At 67.0% G+C, this 16,008-nt stretch carries 21 protein-coding genes; 10 read left to right on the top strand and 11 right to left on the bottom strand.

Features of this window, described 5'->3' with window-relative positions; translation table 11 throughout:
* Positions 1-57 precede the first annotated feature (57 nt).
* Positions 58-930, bottom strand: coding sequence for a rhomboid family intramembrane serine protease (locus GV792_RS04490; protein WP_163822347.1), 873 nt, complete (start codon positions 928-930; stop codon positions 58-60).
* A 130-nt stretch (positions 931-1,060) separates the two neighbouring features.
* Between GV792_RS04490 and GV792_RS04495 the strand changes: the two genes are divergently transcribed.
* Positions 1,061-1,273, top strand: coding sequence for a hypothetical protein (locus GV792_RS04495; RefSeq protein WP_163822348.1), 213 nt, complete (start codon positions 1,061-1,063; stop codon positions 1,271-1,273).
* Between the two features lie 3 nt (positions 1,274-1,276).
* Here the strand turns inward: GV792_RS04495 and GV792_RS04500 are convergent, their stop codons facing one another.
* The 3 genes from GV792_RS04500 to GV792_RS04510 all read right to left on the bottom strand — a co-directional run bounded on the left by GV792_RS04500 (position 1,277) and on the right by GV792_RS04510 (position 5,003).
* A complete protein-coding gene (locus tag GV792_RS04500) occupies positions 1,277-2,137 on the bottom strand; it encodes an ABC transporter permease (protein WP_175583951.1) in 861 nt (286 codons plus the stop codon).
* Entirely contained in the window at positions 2,134-3,144 is a 1,011-nt protein-coding gene (locus tag GV792_RS04505) for an ATP-binding cassette domain-containing protein (RefSeq protein WP_163822349.1), read from the bottom strand. Before GV792_RS04505 ends, GV792_RS04500 begins: the two co-directional genes overlap by 4 nt.
* A gap of 938 nt (positions 3,145-4,082) precedes the next feature.
* A complete protein-coding gene (locus GV792_RS04510) occupies positions 4,083-5,003 on the bottom strand; it encodes an acyl-CoA dehydrogenase family protein (protein ID WP_163822350.1) in 921 nt (306 codons plus the stop codon).
* A 122-nt stretch (positions 5,004-5,125) separates the two neighbouring features.
* Here GV792_RS04510 and GV792_RS04515 point away from each other — a divergent pair, with 122 nt between their 5' ends.
* The gene (locus GV792_RS04515) at positions 5,126-6,034 is read left to right on the top strand and encodes an oxygenase MpaB family protein (protein WP_163822351.1); all 909 of its coding nucleotides are present in this window, start codon (positions 5,126-5,128) and stop codon (positions 6,032-6,034) included.
* 4 nt (positions 6,035-6,038) lie between these two features.
* Here the strand turns inward: GV792_RS04515 and GV792_RS04520 are convergent, their stop codons facing one another.
* Positions 6,039-6,575 carry a pyridoxamine 5'-phosphate oxidase family protein gene (locus GV792_RS04520; protein ID WP_163822352.1) on the bottom strand — a complete coding sequence of 179 codons (537 nt, stop codon included), beginning with the start codon at positions 6,573-6,575 and terminating at the stop codon, positions 6,039-6,041.
* 82 nt (positions 6,576-6,657) lie between these two features.
* Between GV792_RS04520 and GV792_RS04525 the strand changes: the two genes are divergently transcribed.
* A complete protein-coding gene (locus GV792_RS04525; RefSeq protein ID WP_163822353.1) occupies positions 6,658-7,080 on the top strand; it encodes a winged helix-turn-helix transcriptional regulator in 423 nt (140 codons plus the stop codon).
* Positions 7,081-7,138: 58 nt separating this feature from the next.
* Positions 7,139-8,134 (top strand): hypothetical protein, encoded by a 996-nt coding sequence (locus tag GV792_RS04530; RefSeq protein ID WP_163822354.1) that lies wholly within the window; start codon positions 7,139-7,141, stop codon positions 8,132-8,134.
* Positions 8,135-8,141: 7 nt separating this feature from the next.
* On the opposite strand, the gene GV792_RS04535 is transcribed toward GV792_RS04530, so the two are convergent.
* Together GV792_RS04535 and GV792_RS04540 are read right to left on the bottom strand one after the other, a co-directional pair.
* Positions 8,142-8,675, bottom strand: coding sequence for a hypothetical protein (locus GV792_RS04535; RefSeq protein WP_256670403.1), 534 nt, complete (start codon positions 8,673-8,675; stop codon positions 8,142-8,144).
* Between the two features lie 428 nt (positions 8,676-9,103).
* Complete coding sequence (locus tag GV792_RS04540) at positions 9,104-9,412, bottom strand: hypothetical protein (RefSeq protein ID WP_163822355.1); 309 nt, start codon at positions 9,410-9,412, stop codon at positions 9,104-9,106.
* Between the two features lie 511 nt (positions 9,413-9,923).
* Here GV792_RS04540 and GV792_RS04545 point away from each other — a divergent pair.
* Both GV792_RS04545 and GV792_RS04550 read left to right on the top strand, forming a co-directional pair.
* The gene (locus GV792_RS04545; RefSeq protein WP_163822356.1) at positions 9,924-10,067 is read left to right on the top strand and encodes a hypothetical protein; all 144 of its coding nucleotides are present in this window, start codon (positions 9,924-9,926) and stop codon (positions 10,065-10,067) included.
* A 60-nt stretch (positions 10,068-10,127) separates the two neighbouring features.
* A complete protein-coding gene (locus GV792_RS04550; protein ID WP_163822357.1) occupies positions 10,128-10,283 on the top strand; it encodes a hypothetical protein in 156 nt (51 codons plus the stop codon).
* Between the two features lie 58 nt (positions 10,284-10,341).
* On the opposite strand, the gene GV792_RS04555 is transcribed toward GV792_RS04550, so the two are convergent.
* On the bottom strand, positions 10,342-10,629 hold the full coding sequence (locus tag GV792_RS04555; protein ID WP_163822358.1) for a hypothetical protein: 288 nt from the start codon (positions 10,627-10,629) through the stop codon (positions 10,342-10,344).
* Positions 10,629-11,804 (bottom strand): helix-turn-helix domain-containing protein, encoded by a 1,176-nt coding sequence (locus GV792_RS04560; RefSeq protein ID WP_163822359.1) that lies wholly within the window; start codon positions 11,802-11,804, stop codon positions 10,629-10,631. Before GV792_RS04560 ends, GV792_RS04555 begins: the two co-directional genes overlap by 1 nt.
* Positions 11,805-12,157: 353 nt before the next feature.
* On the opposite strand from GV792_RS04560, the gene GV792_RS04565 reads away from it, so the two are divergent.
* The 4 genes from GV792_RS04565 to GV792_RS04580 all read left to right on the top strand — a co-directional run bounded on the left by GV792_RS04565 (position 12,158) and on the right by GV792_RS04580 (position 14,139).
* Positions 12,158-12,433, top strand: coding sequence for a hypothetical protein (locus tag GV792_RS04565; RefSeq protein ID WP_163822360.1), 276 nt, complete (start codon positions 12,158-12,160; stop codon positions 12,431-12,433).
* Entirely contained in the window at positions 12,430-12,870 is a 441-nt protein-coding gene (locus GV792_RS04570; protein WP_163822361.1) for a hypothetical protein, read from the top strand. Before GV792_RS04565 ends, GV792_RS04570 begins: the two co-directional genes overlap by 4 nt.
* Positions 12,871-12,877: 7 nt before the next feature.
* Complete coding sequence (locus GV792_RS04575; protein WP_163822362.1) at positions 12,878-13,045, top strand: hypothetical protein; 168 nt, start codon at positions 12,878-12,880, stop codon at positions 13,043-13,045.
* 119 nt (positions 13,046-13,164) lie between these two features.
* Positions 13,165-14,139, top strand: a complete 975-nt coding sequence (locus tag GV792_RS04580) for a hypothetical protein (RefSeq protein WP_163822363.1) — start codon at positions 13,165-13,167, stop codon at positions 14,137-14,139.
* A 60-nt stretch (positions 14,140-14,199) separates the two neighbouring features.
* Here the strand turns inward: GV792_RS04580 and GV792_RS04585 are convergent, their stop codons facing one another.
* A complete protein-coding gene (locus GV792_RS04585) occupies positions 14,200-14,652 on the bottom strand; it encodes a hypothetical protein (protein WP_163822364.1) in 453 nt (150 codons plus the stop codon).
* Complete coding sequence (locus GV792_RS04590) at positions 14,652-16,007, bottom strand: hypothetical protein (RefSeq protein WP_163822365.1); 1,356 nt, start codon at positions 16,005-16,007, stop codon at positions 14,652-14,654. The genes GV792_RS04585 and GV792_RS04590 overlap by 1 nt, the downstream gene beginning before the upstream one ends.
* Position 16,008 lies beyond the last annotated feature (1 nt).

Below are 16,008 nucleotides of genomic sequence, written 5' to 3' on the forward strand. Positions count from 1 at the left end.
GCGGCGGCGTGCGCCGGCAGCGGCGCGGTGCGGTGGTCGTTGTTTCGCGTGAAACATTCAGGGCAGCAGCGACGCCGCTGCTCCGCCGATCACCGCCAACGAGATTACGGTGATCGCGGCGAGTGCCGACCAACCGATGATCTGCGCGTTTCGTGTCGAACCGGCCCGCAACCAGGTCGGCAGGAACAGGATGCCGAGAGCGCCCAAGGTGCCCGCCGCGAGACCGCCGAGATGCCCGAACAGCGAGATCCCTGGCAGCGAGAAGCTGATGAACACGTTGATGCCGATGAGAATCAACATGCTGTTGGCGTTCTGCCGCAGCCGAATCAAGATCACCGTGATCGCGCCGAACAGACCGTAGACCGCGCCCGACGCACCTGCGGTGAGGCTGTCCTGCGCGAACACCATGACCGCGGCCGAACCGCCGAGCAGCGAGACGAGATAGACCGCGAGGTAGCGCAGCCTGCCCAACACCAGCTCGATATCGCGCCCGACCACGTACAGCGCGAACATATTGAGCAGCAGATGGAGCGGACCGTAGTGCAGGAAGCCGGACCCGATCACTCGGACCCAGTCACCATCGGCGACCGCGGGCGGGAACATCACCCAGCGAAGAAACAGCGACGAACCGTTGTAGTTGTCGATCAGGCTGCGCGACTGCGCGGCGGTCACCGCGAACACCGCGACGTTCACCGCGATCAGCGCATAGGTGACATACGGAATCGTGACTCGCGGCGCCGCGGCCGTCGACACCGTGCGCACCTGCGGCGTGCTGCGCTGATCCGAGCGCAAGCAGTCCACGCAATGCTGGCCGACCGAGGCCGGGCGCAGGCATTCCGGGCAGGCGGGGCGGCCGCATCGGGTGCAGGACAGACCGGTCGCTCGGTCCGGATGCCGGACACACGTCGTCGCAGGGGGTTGGGGATTCATCGGCTCATTCGAATCGTGCCGGGGTCGCCGACGCGGTCATGGTTACCCGACCATCGTGCCATGACCAAGCCAGCAGCGCGCTGACCTGGGGTTCGGTGCACGAACCCGGGGTCTGTGTCAGAGTTGACCCATGAGCTCGAGGTCCATGCACCTGTCTTCGCGTTCCCGTAATCGGCTTCTGACCGCCGCCGCTGTCGCGGCCGCGGGCGGTGCCGCGTGGCTGGCTCGCGCCAAGCGTCCGTCGCCGCCTGCGCCTGCCCCGGCGCCGCCGCGGATCGGCTACTCCCGAAACGGCTCCGCGCCGGCCCCCGAGGCGGGAACCGGCGCGGAATCGCAGGGCTGAGGTTCAGCGGCTGACGCTGCGCTTGTACCTCCAGAGCGTGAGCGGTACGAAGATCGCCAGGATCACCACCACCCAGATGAGGGTCGTCGCGACCGGATGCTCCATCGGCCAGGTGTCGGGCGGCGGCTGAACCGGCGAGGTGTTGCCGAACAACTCGCGGATCGCCTGCGTCACCGCCGATACCGGGTTCCATTCGGCGAATACTCGCAACACGGTGGGTAGTTCTTCGATCGGCACGAACGTGTTGGCGAGGAACGTCAGCGGGAAGATCACCATGAAGCTGGCGTTGTTGAACACCTCCGGCGCCCGGACGATGAGCCCGACGAACGCCATGATCCAGGAGATCGCGTAGGCGAACAGCAGCAACAGCACGTACGCGAGCACCGCGTCGAGGAACGAGCCGCGGATCCGCCAGCCGACGATCAGGCCGGTCAGCGACATGACGACCAGGCTGACCACATTGATGACGACGTCACTGATGGTGCGCCCGATCAGCACGGCGACCGGCTCCATCGGCAGCGACCGGAACCGGTCGATAATGCCCTTCTGCATGTCCTCCACCAGGCTGAGCCCGGTGAAAGTCGAGCCGAACACGCAGGTCTGCGCGAAGATGCCCGCGATGAGGAACTCACGGTATCCGCCCTCGAGGCCGGGCACCTTGATCGCCGTACCGAAGATGTAGGCGAACAGCAGCACGAACATGATCGGCGACAACGTACTGAAGATCAGCACATCGGGTACGCGCTTGATCTTGATGACATTGCGCTTGGTGATGGTGATGGTGTCGGAAAGGATGGTGGTGAGCCGTTCCCCGACACCGGGGCCGTGATCGGGCACGACCGTCGTGGTGGTGACCGCGGTCATCGGGTCTTTCCTTCCGTTGCTTCGAGCTCGGCCAGGCCCTCGCCCGCATCGTCGGCGCCGACCATTTCCTCGGCCTCGTGTCCGGTGAGGGTGAGGAAGACATCGTCGAGCGAGGGCCGCCGCAGCCCGACGTCATGAATCTTCACGCTGTGATCGTTCAGTTTGCCGACCGCCTCGACCAGTGCCTGCGAGCCGTTGCTGACCGGAACGATGATGCGCCGCAGACCCGGCTCCAGGTGGATCTCGCCGTCGGCGAGACCGGCCAGCGCCTGCTGCGCGACCACGAGGTTGTCCACATGGTCGACGGTCAGCTCGATTCGGTCGCCGCCCACCATGGTCTTCAACTCGTCGGCGGTCCCCTTGGCGATCACCGTGCCGCGATCGATCACCGCGATGGAATCGGCGAGCCGGTCGGCCTCCTCCATGTACTGGGTGGTCAGCAGCAGCGTGGTGCCCCCGGCGACGAGTTCTTCGATCACATCCCATAGATCCAGGCGAGCCCTCGGGTCCAGGCCGGTGGTCGGTTCGTCGAGGAACAGCACCGGTGGTTGCGCGACCAGCGCACCCGCCAGGTCAAGCCGCCTGCGCATTCCACCGGAGTAACCCTTGACCGGTCGGTCGGCGGCGTCGCTGAGCCGGAAACGTTCGAGCAGTTCGCGGGCACGTTGCTTACTTCGCTGCACGCCCATGTGGTACAGGCGCCCCACCATTTCGAGGTTCTCGAAACCAGTGAGGTACTCGTCGACCGCGGCGTACTGGCCTGACGCCCCGATATGGCGGCGCAGGGCCCGCGGATCCCGCAGCACGTCGATGCCCGCGACCGTGGCGCGGCCGCCATCGGGGATCAGCAGCGTGGTCAGCACGCGAACGGTGGTGGTCTTGCCCGCCCCGTTCGGGCCGAGCAGTGCCGTGACGGTGCCTTCGGGCACGGTCAGGTCGAGTCCATCGAGGGCGACCAGCGGGCCATAGCGCTTGACCAGGCCCTCGGCGACTATTGCGTCACCCATGATTCTCCTGAAGTTCGTATAGCTCGATGACATGCGGTATCGGGCGGCCGGCTTCCTCGGCGACCTGCAGATATGACGCCGAGCGCGGCCGAAACTAATCGCCGCGACCGGCAACCGCAAGGGTCGGATCCACCGGGCGATCGACCCGATCTGATGTGAGTATTGCGCCTGACGCGTCCGATTTCACCCGATTTGTCCGGCTGTCCGGTTACCCGCGGGCAACAGAGAAAGGTCGCACCTCGATCCGGGCGGTGCTCGGGGGTTCCGGATCGAGGTGCGACCGATTCGATGATGCCGGGCGCAGCGGCCTCCGGTCGTGCGTATCCCACTACTCGATTCGCCGCGTGCTGGTACTCGTTCGAGCACGCGAGCTAATCACGTCCGCGTAACCCGGTAGGGGAATACACGAACGACGACATGTTTTCCGGACCGAAGTCGTCCACGCGCGGAATGCTGCCACGGGGGTACGACACATTTGAGATTCCACGGTGGTCTCCCGCACGCCCTGGTTCCCGGTGCAGCGACACGCGGACTGTCCGCCCTCCAGCACCGCCACACGCGTCGCTACAGCGACCGATCGGCATGTTTTACAGACTATCCAGGACACCCTGGCCAACCGCGTATACAGCCCCGTAAGACGGTGCGTGCCAGGGATTTTGGCAACCACGGAGCCATCTTCGTGATCGTCCGGGCACCCAGCGAGTGTCAGTTTCGCCAAAGGCTGGGCCGTAACTCTGTGAATTACCCCGAAAAAACTTCGAAACCGCCTGTCCTCGAGCACACAAAAACGCGGATCTTCGCGTAGGATCGTTCACGTCGGCCCCTCCCCCCCGGGCCGACCTTACGCGGGCCTCGGCTAACTCCCCCCCTTCGCCGAGGCCCGCTCTCATGTCCGGACCCGGTTTCCGGAACGAGTTGGCGGAACCTCGTTTCCGGCACTAATCAGCTGAGCCGCGCACCGTTTGCCACGCTGCCTCCAAGCGCAAGCCGCGCACCTTCCCGGCAACCCGCAGCAGTGGCAGATCTCGTTCCCAGCGCTCACGATCGACCGGTTCGGCCCGCTCCCAGATCGACACCGTCGACTGCGGCAGTTCGTCGAACCGCGCCAGCACACCGCCGAGCGCGATATGTGCGCCGGGCGAACTCGCCGACGTCCGGCCGAGATCACGCAGGGTCGCGGCCGTGGCCAGCAACTGCTCCAGCAACGGTCGCGCCACCTCGCCACGGCGGCCCATCCGGATCAGCCAGCCGAGCGCGGCCGCGAGCACATGGATGTCCTCGATGGTGCGAAAGGGTTTCAGATATCCGGAGTAGCCGTCGCCGGGCAGCGCCCGGGCCCGCGCACCGGTGAATGTCACCACGGCGTGCGGTATTTCCGGAATGAACGGGGTCTCGGGCAACGCGGTGCGCGCGACCGATGGTTGATCGGAATCCACCAACACCGCACGCAACCGGTTACGGCCGTCTGCGTCCGCACCCACGCTGCCGATCACCACAAGCCGGTCAGCGGGCGCGCCGAGTGTTGCGAAGGTCTTCGTCCCGTCGACGAACGATTCGCCGTCCCGCTCGATCACCTCGGTCCGGATGGCCGCCGGATGCCCGCCGCCCTGCTCGGTCGCACACAACGACACCAGCTCCCCCGGTGCGAGGTCCGGCACCATCGCCCGCAGTGCCGCTTGATAGCCGGACAGGAACGCATAGCCGAGCCGGTCCGCGCCGAACCCGCAGGCCAATGCCGCATCCACCGGGGCATCGAACAGCTCGGCGGTCTGCTGATGCCGCTGCCAGGCCTGGGGCACGCTCGTGAGCGGCCCTACCTCCGAAGACGCGGTGAGCAGGTAGTCGAGTACAGAATCCACCCCTGCACGCTAATCGGCGCCCACCGCATTCGGCTCGACTCGACTCGCCCGCCCTGCAATCATGAGAGAGTTAGAGTATTATTTTCTCACACTCGCTCAATCGTCGATCAAGGGAGATCGCCATGACAGCGTCCGTCGAGGTCGAGTCCAGGCCCCCAACGCTTCCCGAACGCCGCGCCTTCGGCCCAGGAACCCGAATGTGGGAGGAAACAGGACTTGTCACCTTCTCGCTGACCGCCGGATCCGCGTTCCTGCTGCAGACCATGGAGCCGACGATCTCCGCAGTGGTCGACGCCCACTCCACCTTCCGCACCGATCCGGTCGGACGCGCGGTGCGCAGCCTGTCCGCGGTGATGACCTGGACCTACGGCGGCCCCGAGGCCCTGGCCGAGACCGAACGACTGCGCGCCATGCACGCCTCGCTCAACACCACCGACGCCGCGGGCGTCAAACACCGCGCACTGTCGAGCGGCCCTTGGGCATGGGTGCTGCACACGGGGACCTTCGCCTTCAGTGAGAACGCCAGATACTTCGCCAAGCGCCCGCTGACAGCACAGGAGAAGGAGGAGTACTACCACGAGACGCTGCAGCTGATGCGCAACTTCTCGGTGCCGCCCAAGGAACTTCCCGCAACCTACGCCGATTTCGAGAAGTTCTTCGCCGACCGGGTGGAAAACCACCTCGTCGCCACCCAGACCGCACACGACTACCTGCGCGTCATCCGCTCGGTCGGCGCGCCACATCAGCTGCCCGGCTTCCTGCGGCCGGTGTGGCGGCGGGTCGTGGCGCCGGTGGGTGCGCTGCAGTACTTCGTCACCGTCGGCACCACACCCGAGGCCGCCCGCCGCAAACTGGGACTGACCTGGTCGGAATCCGACGAACGCAAGTTGCGGGCGATCGGCTGGGTGATCGCCCGCGTCGTGCCAATGCTGCCGGAACGGGTGCGCTACTTCCCCATCGCCTACGAGGCACGCAAGCTCGAACGCGACCGCGACCGGTTGAACAGGGTGATCGCCAAACGTCCGATCTGAGCGTTCATCGGGCGATCGGGGTGGGCCCGGCCGTGACCTCGGCCGGCGCCTGCCAGATCCGGCTGCGCAGGTCCCTGCCCCGGATGACCTGGATCCGCCACGGCTCCAGTCGCATGATGTGCAGCTTCGGGTCGTCGGGTGAATTCCAGAACTGCCCGAGGTGATATCCCGCCCCGCGGGGGCTGGTGCGCGCGTACATCCGCCAGATCCGTTGTCTGGTCTGCGGATCGTGCACACCCTTCGCCGGATCGTCGATCCATTCGGCGGTCGCGTCGACGGCGACGGAGTTATTGCTGCCCTGGGCCCAATACGAGAAGTTCACATGCGGATTGCGGGCGATATGCGCCGATTTGATCGGCGTCCGGTACGTCGCGAGCCAACCGACCGGTGTGCCGTCGACGTTCTCCCACACCGGAATCAGCACCCGGGTGCGCGGCCGGTTCTTACTGTCCACCGTCACCATCGTCGCGTACACGATGCGCCCCACATAGGCGTCGAATTCCGATTCGATCTCCGCGAACGACCTCACCTTGCCGGTCATTACGCCACCTCCACCCTGGTTCCCGAAACAACTGTCGGTTACTTCTTGTAACTGAGAGCATCATCGGTCACTATCGGTATTCATGGAAGACGGCACTTCTGAGTCACTCGGTTACTGCGCGGATACCGACCGCTACACGGCCAAACAGTGGGACCCCCGCGAGGATTGCGATGTGCGCCAGATCCTCGACCGCATCGCCGACAAATGGTCGCTGCTCACCATCGCGCTCCTTGCCGGGCGGACCATGCGATTCACCGAATTGCGGCGCGAGATCGACGGTGTCAGCCAGCGCATGCTCACCCGCACATTGCGTCACCTGGAACGTGACGGGCTGGTACATCGCACGGTGTATCCAGTGGTTCCGCCCCGGGTGGATTACGCACTGACCCCGCTCGGCGCGAGCCTGCACGAAACGATCCAGGCCCTGGTCACCTGGACCGAAACGCATCAGCGGGAGATCGCGCAGGCGCACGCCGACTACGACTCCCGTGTCGAAATCGCTTGATAACCGGCGGTTGTCGCCACCACCAGGAAACGTCGCAGCGGGCCGCTACGGTGTCGCCGTGACCGACTTCGAGGTTCCCAACAACTGGACCGATGCTCGTCCGCTACTGCGGCCGGTACTGCGCCCCGTGACCTACCGCTCTACCGTGCCCGCGGCCGATCAGCCGCTCGGGCGCACGGTGTTCCCGTTCGTGGACGAGCTGGTGGCCATCGACCTGCCCGACCGTCGTGTTCTGGTCCAGGGCGACCATCGCGCGGCATGGGGTGTGTCCGACGCCGAGGTCTTCGCCGCGTCGCAGGCGAATCTGGCCGAGATGGTGCAGCCGCCGGACGTGGACGACGAATCCATCCTTCGCTTCGTCGACGACGGTGACAGCTACTTCGCTTCCTGGATTCTGGTGCCGGGCTGGCTCGACAGCTTCCGCGCGGGTTACGGCCGCCGCGCTGTCGCGTTCCTGCCCGATGCCGACACCTTGTTGGTCGCGCCCGACGATCCGGAACTGATCGGCGACCTGTTCGAGATGATCGAAGAGCAGTACGGCGAGTCCGAGCGTCCGCTGTCCCCGCAGGCCTACACCGTGGACGACGACGGGCAGGTGGTGCCGTTCGATCAGGCAGGCGCGCATGAGCAGCTGCCCGCCGCACATCGCGCCCGCTGCGGTCTCGCCGTCACCGAGTACGCGGCCCAGTCGGAGTGGCTGAACGAAATCCTCGACATAGACCTGGATTTCGAATCGCTCGACGCCGATCTCGCTGATCCGTCCACAGCCTTCGTCGCCACGTTGATGTACTACGACTCGGATGACGGTCCGCGCACCATCACCGCCTGGGGCGAGGGTGTGGACTATCTACTGCCGGAGGCGGATCTGGTCGTCTTCTGCGATACCGACGACGACGGCAACGAGCGCACCCTGTTCGACGCGCCTTTCGCCCGCGTGGTCGAAATACTCGGGCTGACTCCGGTGCCGGGCCTCGCACCGCCCCGCTATGAGATCAGGAGCTGGCCCGAACCCGAGGTGCTTGCCAGAATCGAGCAGGCCGCAGTCACCGGCTGAGTGCAGGTCAGCGGTCCCGGCGCCGCCTGAATCGGATGTTCAGCGGCGCCGGGTCGCGCACCTGCGTGCGTTCGGCCGGCGCGACCAGGATCACCGCGAGCCCGAGGATCGGCAGCAGTGCGGCCGCGACAACGCTCAGGGTGAAGCTCAGCCCACCCATCTCGGCCGGTTTGTGGAAGGCGTGGTAGATCAGGTGCGGCACACCGAAAACCAGCCACCCCAGCCCAGCGACCCGAGACAACAGACTGTCGCCGTAGTACAGCGCCGCACCGGTGACGGCCGCGAGGGCGAGAAAGAATGCCCCCACATCCCCGGCCAGATGATGGTTGTAGGGCCCATCCACCCCCACCCACTGCATCCCGAGCCCGGGAAAGCTGGTGTACCAGGAATGCGGCGCAAGGGTCGCCCACACTCCGACGATCAGCCCTTGGATCGCGAGTATCCACAAGATGATTCGCGTAGCCAGCCACCGCCGCCGATTGACGTCGAGTCGCATCCGCACCCGAATCCCGTCCCCATCCCCATGCAGCGAAATCCGCATCGGCCCCTCCATTCCACACCCGCCCCATGATCGAGTGCAGTAACGGTAAGCCCGCAGAAGCGCCGAGGCAATAGTGCTCGGCGGCCGGGAGACCTGAGAGAGGGCTGCGGTCACAGCGCGCGAGCTGGCGGGTCGTAGACCTGTGAGGGGGTCCGGGGGCGCAGCCCTCCGGTGGGGTTTGGGGGCTTCGCCCCAAAAACACGCGGAAACAAAAAACCGGCGAGCGCTCTCCGCGAGCACAGGCCGGTAATTGTGGTGGAGCCTAGGGGAATCGAACCCCTATCGGACCCCAGCTGAGCGGCCATCCGCCGCGCCAACCTGCGCGTTCGTGAATCTCAGTGAAATTTGGTGCGTCTGACTGCGCCAGATTACGGCCCGGATGTGGACCGCGTCCACACCCTGGTCCACACCGGCGCCCCCTGCGCGAGCTAGGCCCGCACCAGCTCGATGTCGCTGTCGAGAGCGAGGTCGCCTTCGTGCTTGGCCTTCCAGCCCCGGTCGGCGAGTACCTTGGCCGCGCGGTCGAACCAGGCCGCGTCGTCCTCGATGTACCCGAATCGGCCCTTCTCGGTCGGCTCCAGGGTGTCAAGGATGATGCCCTCCTCGCCATGCTGGGCGACCGTGCCGATGACCCAGCGGGTTCCACCGGCCGGGGTCTCGGTGAACAGGGCCATGGCGATCTCGATGCACTCGGCGGCGGCGATGTTCTCGGGGAGGTTTTCGGCGGTGGCGATCATGTCCATTTCCTTCGGTCAACGCGTTGTGTATGACACTACATTAGACCGCACCCCCAGGAGGTCGCAACCCCTCATTCTCTAATCAGATTCGAGACTCGCAATACTCGACCGATCCGTCAATTCCCCCGGGGCACTCTGGCGCTTAGAAATGTAGCCCTACCTGCGCAAACAATAGGGGTTGCGTAGTGTCATACACTACGCTATAGTTATTCATGTGAGGGCAGCCAGCCCCCACAGAACACAACACAAGAGAGTGGGTCCGCATGGACAAGGGAGATGTTTACTTCATCATCGGCCTGGTTTGGACAACGGTATTCGGGATTTACCCGGTAGCCGCTCCAAAGTTCTCGGAATGGCGCGCTAAGCGACGCTACAAAGGGAAGCACCGAAGGAAGTAACACCCGCTAGGAAGGCGGCCCGGGTAGCCACTAACTACCCGGGTCACCGACCACCAAGTAGACCCCTCTCTCTGTGTTGAGTCAACCAACCACCACCACCTGAAAGGCACCCCATGAGAATCTTCGCCCTGCTGGCCGGCCTCGCCGCCCTCGGCGCCGTCCTGCTTGTCGACAACTGGCACCCCGTGCGCGCCGCGGCCTACGCGGTAGCGTGGCTCGTCGTCGCATTCCTGCTGATCAAGTTCGCTCGGAGGTAGACCCCCATGCCCAGATCCGGCCCCCGCCGACCAGCGATGTCGCTGCGGATGAGTGACGAGATGATCGACGCCCTGGATGACCAGGCTGTCGCGGAGGAGCTGCTTACGAGGGCCGGCGAACCGAACCGGTCCGAGCTGATCCGGATCATGGTCGCCTACGCTCGCGAGACCATGCCGGCGGGCTGGCGGCCGGAAGGCTGGGTCTACCGCGGCTGACTGCAGCACCAACACAGAACCGCCCCGGCCACTCGGCCGGGGCGGTTCGTTGTGCGGGCTACCGTCCTGGGTGCCAGTCGATCTCGTCCGGCACCAACGGAACGCCGTCCCGGGTCGCTCGGCCGAAGACTTCGAGCCCGTTGTCCAGCCGGATGCGCGCGTTTGTGCCGACCAGCTGGATGCCCGCCAGAGTCGTCTCAACGGTCGAGCGAATCACGCCCGCCGCGCGCAGGACGGCGAGGATCTTGGTGGCCTCGGCCTCGCTGTAGCCAGCCTCGGTGAGCGCGGCGATGGTGGCCCTGTCGAATTCGACGGGCGACTGAGGGGGTGGCATGTCGGCGGCCATCAGTCGGCGATCCCGGCGGCGTTGGCCAGCGAGCGCAGCGACGACGTCGTCCGGCGCTGCTGGTCGGCCGTCGCGCGAACGGCGGCCTTCACGGTGCCGGACGCTCGGAAGTGCTCCGGTGCCGCCTCGCGCGATTCCATGAGTGCTTCGATCGCGGCGTCCGGATCGCCCGCCAGAAGATGGGCACGCGCGGTGTCGACCCAGTAGTAGGTCTTGCGCTCGCTGGCGAATCCCTTGGGCATCCGCACCTTCCTGGCGATGTCGAGCGCTCGGCCCGCTTCCCCCAGGTCGACCTCGGCCGCGATGCGGTGCAGTGCGACGTTCGTCGAGCCGACCACGGTGTCGAGCACCGTGATGCCGTCCGGGATCCCAGCCACCAGCCGCTCGGCTTCGTCGAGGTGGGCGCGCGAGATGTCGCCCTGGCCGATGGTCGCCGAGATTGTGCCCGCCCGCATGTGCAGGGTGGACAGCACCGCGAGCGCGGCGCGGTCTTGGCCAGCGCGCGCAAGCGGCTCGATGTCGCTGACAGCACGGTCGAGCAGCTTCATCGCCTGCCGCTGTGCACCGATGCGGGCCAGCGTCGCGGCCTTGAGGTATTCGACGCTGGCGATGCGCAGCGGGTCGCTGGACTTTCCTGCAGACCACAGCATCCGCTCGACTGCGGTCATCGACAAATCGGGATGTCCGTACTTGTGCGCCAGCGTGTTTGCCGCACGATAGGCGTCGGTGAGTAGGCCGTATACCGGTTCGCCGTACTCGTCAGCAGAGACCAGCAGCTGGTCAACCAGGCCGGGCAGGGCCTCGCCAATGCGCCGGTAGCGGGCACCGCGGCGCCAGTTGCCGATCTCGGCTACGCGTGGCGCAAGTTCGGCGACCGCCAGCGGTTCCAGGTCCTCGTCCATCAGGTCGACTGCGGCCAATGTACGACGTATGACCGGCACGATGTCCAGAGTCTGGGTATCCTCCGAATCCTCGGCATAGAGCCTGCTCATGTCGACACCGAGCGCCTCGGCGACCCGTCCGACCCAGAATGTGCTCGGCGAGGTCCGACCGGCTTCCACCTTGCGCAGGGGGTCGTGTCCGACACCGGCGCGTTCGGCGAGCTCCTTGGCCGTCCAGCCTTTGATTTTTCGGTGCTGGGCGATGCGTGCGCCAACCGAATCAGCTTCTCTCACCCCCAAACCGTAGCACCCGAATTTGGCACACAGATGGCACATTCGGACCCTTCACCCAGGCTTAACGTGATGTTGCGTCCGGTGTTGGGGCCCCGATCCATTGCCCAATGGCGGCACCGGCACCGGGCGCCCGTAGCCAAACCACGCACCCGGGGGTCCGCCATGACCAGAACCGAGGCAGCCGTTCTCGACGCAGTCCGCAGTCGAGGCCAGCTCTCCACCACGATGCTCATTCGTCATCTCGGTCGGCCGAGGTGGCGCATCATGCGCGCCACTCGCTCGCTGCACCGTCAGGGCCTGATTGTCCAGGGCTCGAATCTTCGGTGGCGGATGTACTGCACCGCGAGCGTCCGATGACGGGCGAGGCCGCGCCCCGGCGGCTGTCCGTTGAAATCTGGACCCTGCAGCATCTCGTCGCCTACGCCACTATCGACGCCACCTCGCCTGAGATCGCCAGCGCCATGGGCGTAGGTGACCGCCAGGTCGAGAACACGATGCGCAGCCTCGCCGAGAAGGGCCTGGTCACCGGCCGAAAGACGATCTACGGGATCGCGTGGGAACCAACCCCGCGAGGACTCGTCGCAGCGTGGCCGCGCGGCAGCACGCCGAACCTAGCGGCGACAGCGTGACGGCGCGCCCGGTCGGGCGGCTGCTACGGATCCGGTTCCGCGCGCTCTTCGGGCGGCTGCTGAGGATCCGGCGGCGCGCACCGGCGATCGGGTACATCGTCACCGAGGCGTCCGGGCCTCGCTGCCGGTGGGACGAACAGCTGCTGCGGTCAACCGCTGACCGGCTGGGCTACACGCTCATGAAGACCATGGTGATCAGCGGCGGCACGTCCGACCCCGTCGATCTGCTGGTCGACCCGATCGACCAGCTCGTGACGATGGTCCGCGCGAACGGCGCCCACGCGGTGCTCGTGCCGAACTTCCGCCACTTCTTCGGCGGGATCGTCCCGGACCGCCTGGTCCTCGCCGCCGACGTCATCCCGGCCTACGACCCCGCGAAAGCTCGCGCACGGTGGGAAGTCCCCGCCGTGCTCCCTGACGACCTCGAGAGGAGGTGACATAGGAATGCAGATCCTCGTGACTGCTGGCCCCGACGGCAACGCAGGCGGCTCCGCAGACGGCAACGGCAGCGCCTCTGATCAGGCCCTGTTGGAGATCAGCTACGGCCCGGGCGGCTGGTCGACCCCGCGTAAGTCGGGCGGCCCCAGCTCGATCGACCAGCGCAACGAGTGACCCGCGCAGTACCGTAGTTTCGCGCCCCGCCGGTCCCCTTCCGGCGGGGCGCACCTGTATCACCAGGTCGGTTGCGAGCGATCACCCTGCGACACATCCGCATCCGCAAGGGGGACCGCGTGACACAGCCGCCGCCGACCATCAAGCCTGCGAAGTCGCAGCGAGGACTATGGATCGCGCTCGCAGTACTAGCGGTCGCCGCGCTCGTCGGCGGCGGCATCCTGGTCGCGATGACGGTCACCGACGATCCGCCGGCCACGACAGCGGCCGCGCCGAAGACCACCGCTCTCGGCATCGGCACGCCTGTCGCGTTCGCCCGCGCGGACACCGGCGCCGCGATCGGCACGATCACATTCACCGACGCGACCGTGGTGCCCGCCGAATGCGTGATCGACCCGGTGCCCGGGACGCAGGCCTTGGCGCTGCATGTCGAGATCGACAACACCGGCACGGTGGCGCTGTCCACTCCGGACATGTACTCGATGACCACACTCGACGGAGCTGGAGTGACCCAGCCGACCGAGAACGGCACCCTGACGAGTGCGTGCCTGCCACGCTGGCCCGAAGGCGCAGACGCGGGCGTCGGGCGCAAGACCGTCGAGTGGGTCGTCCTCCAGGTCCAGCCGAACCCGGTTGTGCTGCAGTACACGCCGCTCGTCGCCAGCGAGAACGCGAGCCTGGAGAACTGGGAATTCGTCAAGGCGTCGCCGCTGACGGCGAAGATCGCCCTGCCCGCGCCCCTGGCAATCGCGGCGCCAGCACCAGCGCCGACCACCACGGTGCAAGTCGAGACGACCGACCCGACGGTAGCGCCGACCACCCGCGCGGCCGCGCCCACGAAGGCGGCCCCGGCTGCCGGAGTCGGCTGCGACCCGTCGGTCGATAACTGGGCGCTCGACGCCGCCGGTGGCCAGCTGAAATGCGCGTACGCCGGTGGGCCGACACCGAAGTGGGTGAACTCGGCGCCGTTCATCGGGATCCGTCAGCCGGGGTCGCGGTGCTCATACGACGACGGGGTCGCCGAATCACCGTCCGGGCAGACGCTGATGTGCACCGGTGACCGCGACAGCGCGGTGTGGACCCCCGGGCCCTGACACGACGAAGCGCGCCCCCACTGGACGAATCCAGCGGGGGCGCGTTCGTGTTCGGATCGGTCAGGATTGGGTGACGCGCACCCAGCTGGTCGCGCCGGTGACGATGCTGGCGCTGGCGCCCGAAGATGCGAGCGCTTCCAGCGTGACGATGTCGCCTGCGGCCACGTCGACGGTCGCGTCGAGAGCGATCGTGTTGGTCCCACCGAACCCCGGAATGCTGACCGGCGACCCAGTGACGACGACAGTGGCGCCGACCTTGAGCCGCGCGGTGATCGTCCCGCCACCGGCGGATGCTGCCGTGCCGATCACCGAGCACGCAACCTTCGCCGCCACCCGGTTGTTCTGCACCACCAGCCCATTGCCCGACACCGACGACCCCGGGTAGCCCGTCGTGTCCGCGGTCCACGTGGTGACCGTCGCGTAGGACGTCGACAGCCCGAAGTTCGACCCGGACTTGGTCATCCCGGACGGCGCGAACGGCGCACCGCGGCCGCCGGTGACGATCGCTCCCATCAGGCCAGCCCGGTGATGTCGGCGACCAGGCCCTTGCCGGGCGTGGTGCCGATGCCGGTCACCTGCACGGTGAGAATGTCGCCCGCGGCGAACGACCAGCTGCCAGTGGCCGTGCCACCCGCGACCTGGTTCGCCGCGGCGATCGTGGCCGAGCTCCCCGACACGGCGCTGCCGTTCTTGCGGAGCTCGACGACCAGGTTGCCGGACGCGTCTGGTGTCGACACCCGGTAGGTGACGCTGGTGAACACTGCCGCGCGCTGCAGCTTGATTCCCATCGGGAAGTCGCCGGTGCCGGTGGCGCGGGTGGTGTCCTTGCCGAACGCGCAGATGTACGGGTCGTACGGGCTCGTGCCCACCGTCGGTGTGCGAGTGTCGGACAGCCGGGTGTCGTTGCCCGCGCACGCAGTGGTGCCAGTGGTCCCGAGCGCCGCAGCGCTGAGGGTGGGTGCGGCCGCGGTGCCCGCGAGGTGCCCGGCCAGCTGCACGATGCCCTTGGTGCTGGTGCTCGCGTCCGGCGCGGCCGGACCGGTGGCACCGGTGTCGCCGCGTGGGATCGTCATCGACAGCACCTGGTTCGGCGGGGTGCCGGTGACTGACGCTGACGCCGAGCTGCCCGCGGCGCCGGTGGTGACGGTGCCGATGGTGAGCTCGTTGGCCGGTCCGGTGGCCCCGGTCGCGCCGGTGGTGCCTTGTGGTCCGCGGATGACCACTCCCTGGCCGTCGGCCATCCATCCGTCGCCGGTGCGGTACACGTACAGCAGCCCGTCGGCGGCGACGACGTACTGTGCGCCGTCGCCCTCGGGCGGGGTGGCAGGCAGGTCGCCGTATGTGGCGACCCGGCGGTCGACCTGGATGCCCTCGCCCTGCGGGCCACGCACGACCGCGTCGCCAGCGGATGCGGGGACGGGCGATACGACGGTGAGGTCGACCAGCCCGGTCGATCCGGTGTCGGGATCCTCGGGGTCCGGACCGGGCAGGTACTCCGGCACGGTGAAGCTGAACGGCTCGATGACGACGGGGTCGCCGTCGTACTCCAGGTCGAAGGTGACCCGCCAGGTCCAGTCGGCCGGGTTGGTGTCGGCGGACGGCGCCACCAGGAAGACACCGCGCTCGCCGCGCCAGGTCAGGTAACCGAATTCGTCGAGGGATACGACGTAGTGCTTCGGCAGCTGGACGTACGTGGCCGGCGCCGGGCTGCCGTCGACGACAAGGATCTTCGGCGCCTCGGCGGTGAACGTGACGGTGCCGGTGAGCGGGTAGAACTCGGGGGTCCGGTCGATGTCGGGGCCGTCGCTGGTGTTCGCGAGGAACCGCCCGACGACCTTGCCGTACACGAGCGGGGGCAGATCGGCCATC

Origin of the sequence: Nocardia cyriacigeorgica, from assembly GCF_010868145.1 — a bacterium.
In the GTDB taxonomy this organism is placed as follows: domain Bacteria; phylum Actinomycetota; class Actinomycetes; order Mycobacteriales; family Mycobacteriaceae; genus Nocardia; species Nocardia cyriacigeorgica_D.

Excerpts from the sequence above, each read along its gene's own strand:
- GV792_RS04490 (WP_163822347.1), bottom strand. The coding sequence starts at position 930 with ATGAATCCCCAACCCCCTGCGACGACGTGTGTCCGGCATCCGGACCGA.
- GV792_RS04495 (WP_163822348.1), top strand. The coding sequence starts at position 1,061 with ATGAGCTCGAGGTCCATGCACCTGTCTTCGCGTTCCCGTAATCGGCTT.
- GV792_RS04500 (WP_175583951.1), bottom strand. The coding sequence starts at position 2,137 with ATGACCGCGGTCACCACCACGACGGTCGTGCCCGATCACGGCCCCGGT.
- GV792_RS04505 (WP_163822349.1), bottom strand. The coding sequence starts at position 3,144 with ATGGGTGACGCAATAGTCGCCGAGGGCCTGGTCAAGCGCTATGGCCCG.
- GV792_RS04515 (WP_163822351.1), top strand. The coding sequence starts at position 5,126 with ATGACAGCGTCCGTCGAGGTCGAGTCCAGGCCCCCAACGCTTCCCGAA.
- GV792_RS04520 (WP_163822352.1), bottom strand. The coding sequence starts at position 6,575 with ATGACCGGCAAGGTGAGGTCGTTCGCGGAGATCGAATCGGAATTCGAC.
- GV792_RS04525 (WP_163822353.1), top strand. The coding sequence starts at position 6,658 with ATGGAAGACGGCACTTCTGAGTCACTCGGTTACTGCGCGGATACCGAC.
- GV792_RS04535 (WP_256670403.1), bottom strand. The coding sequence starts at position 8,675 with ATGCGGATTTCGCTGCATGGGGATGGGGACGGGATTCGGGTGCGGATG.
- GV792_RS04540 (WP_163822355.1), bottom strand. The coding sequence starts at position 9,412 with ATGATCGCCACCGCCGAAAACCTCCCCGAGAACATCGCCGCCGCCGAG.
- GV792_RS04545 (WP_163822356.1), top strand. The coding sequence starts at position 9,924 with ATGAGAATCTTCGCCCTGCTGGCCGGCCTCGCCGCCCTCGGCGCCGTC.
- GV792_RS04550 (WP_163822357.1), top strand. The coding sequence starts at position 10,128 with ATGATCGACGCCCTGGATGACCAGGCTGTCGCGGAGGAGCTGCTTACG.
- GV792_RS04555 (WP_163822358.1), bottom strand. The coding sequence starts at position 10,629 with ATGGCCGCCGACATGCCACCCCCTCAGTCGCCCGTCGAATTCGACAGG.
- GV792_RS04565 (WP_163822360.1), top strand. The coding sequence starts at position 12,158 with ATGACGGGCGAGGCCGCGCCCCGGCGGCTGTCCGTTGAAATCTGGACC.
- GV792_RS04575 (WP_163822362.1), top strand. The coding sequence starts at position 12,878 with ATGCAGATCCTCGTGACTGCTGGCCCCGACGGCAACGCAGGCGGCTCC.
- GV792_RS04585 (WP_163822364.1), bottom strand. The coding sequence starts at position 14,652 with ATGGGAGCGATCGTCACCGGCGGCCGCGGTGCGCCGTTCGCGCCGTCC.
- GV792_RS04590 (WP_163822365.1), bottom strand. The coding sequence starts at position 16,007 with ATGGCCGATCTGCCCCCGCTCGTGTACGGCAAGGTCGTCGGGCGGTTC.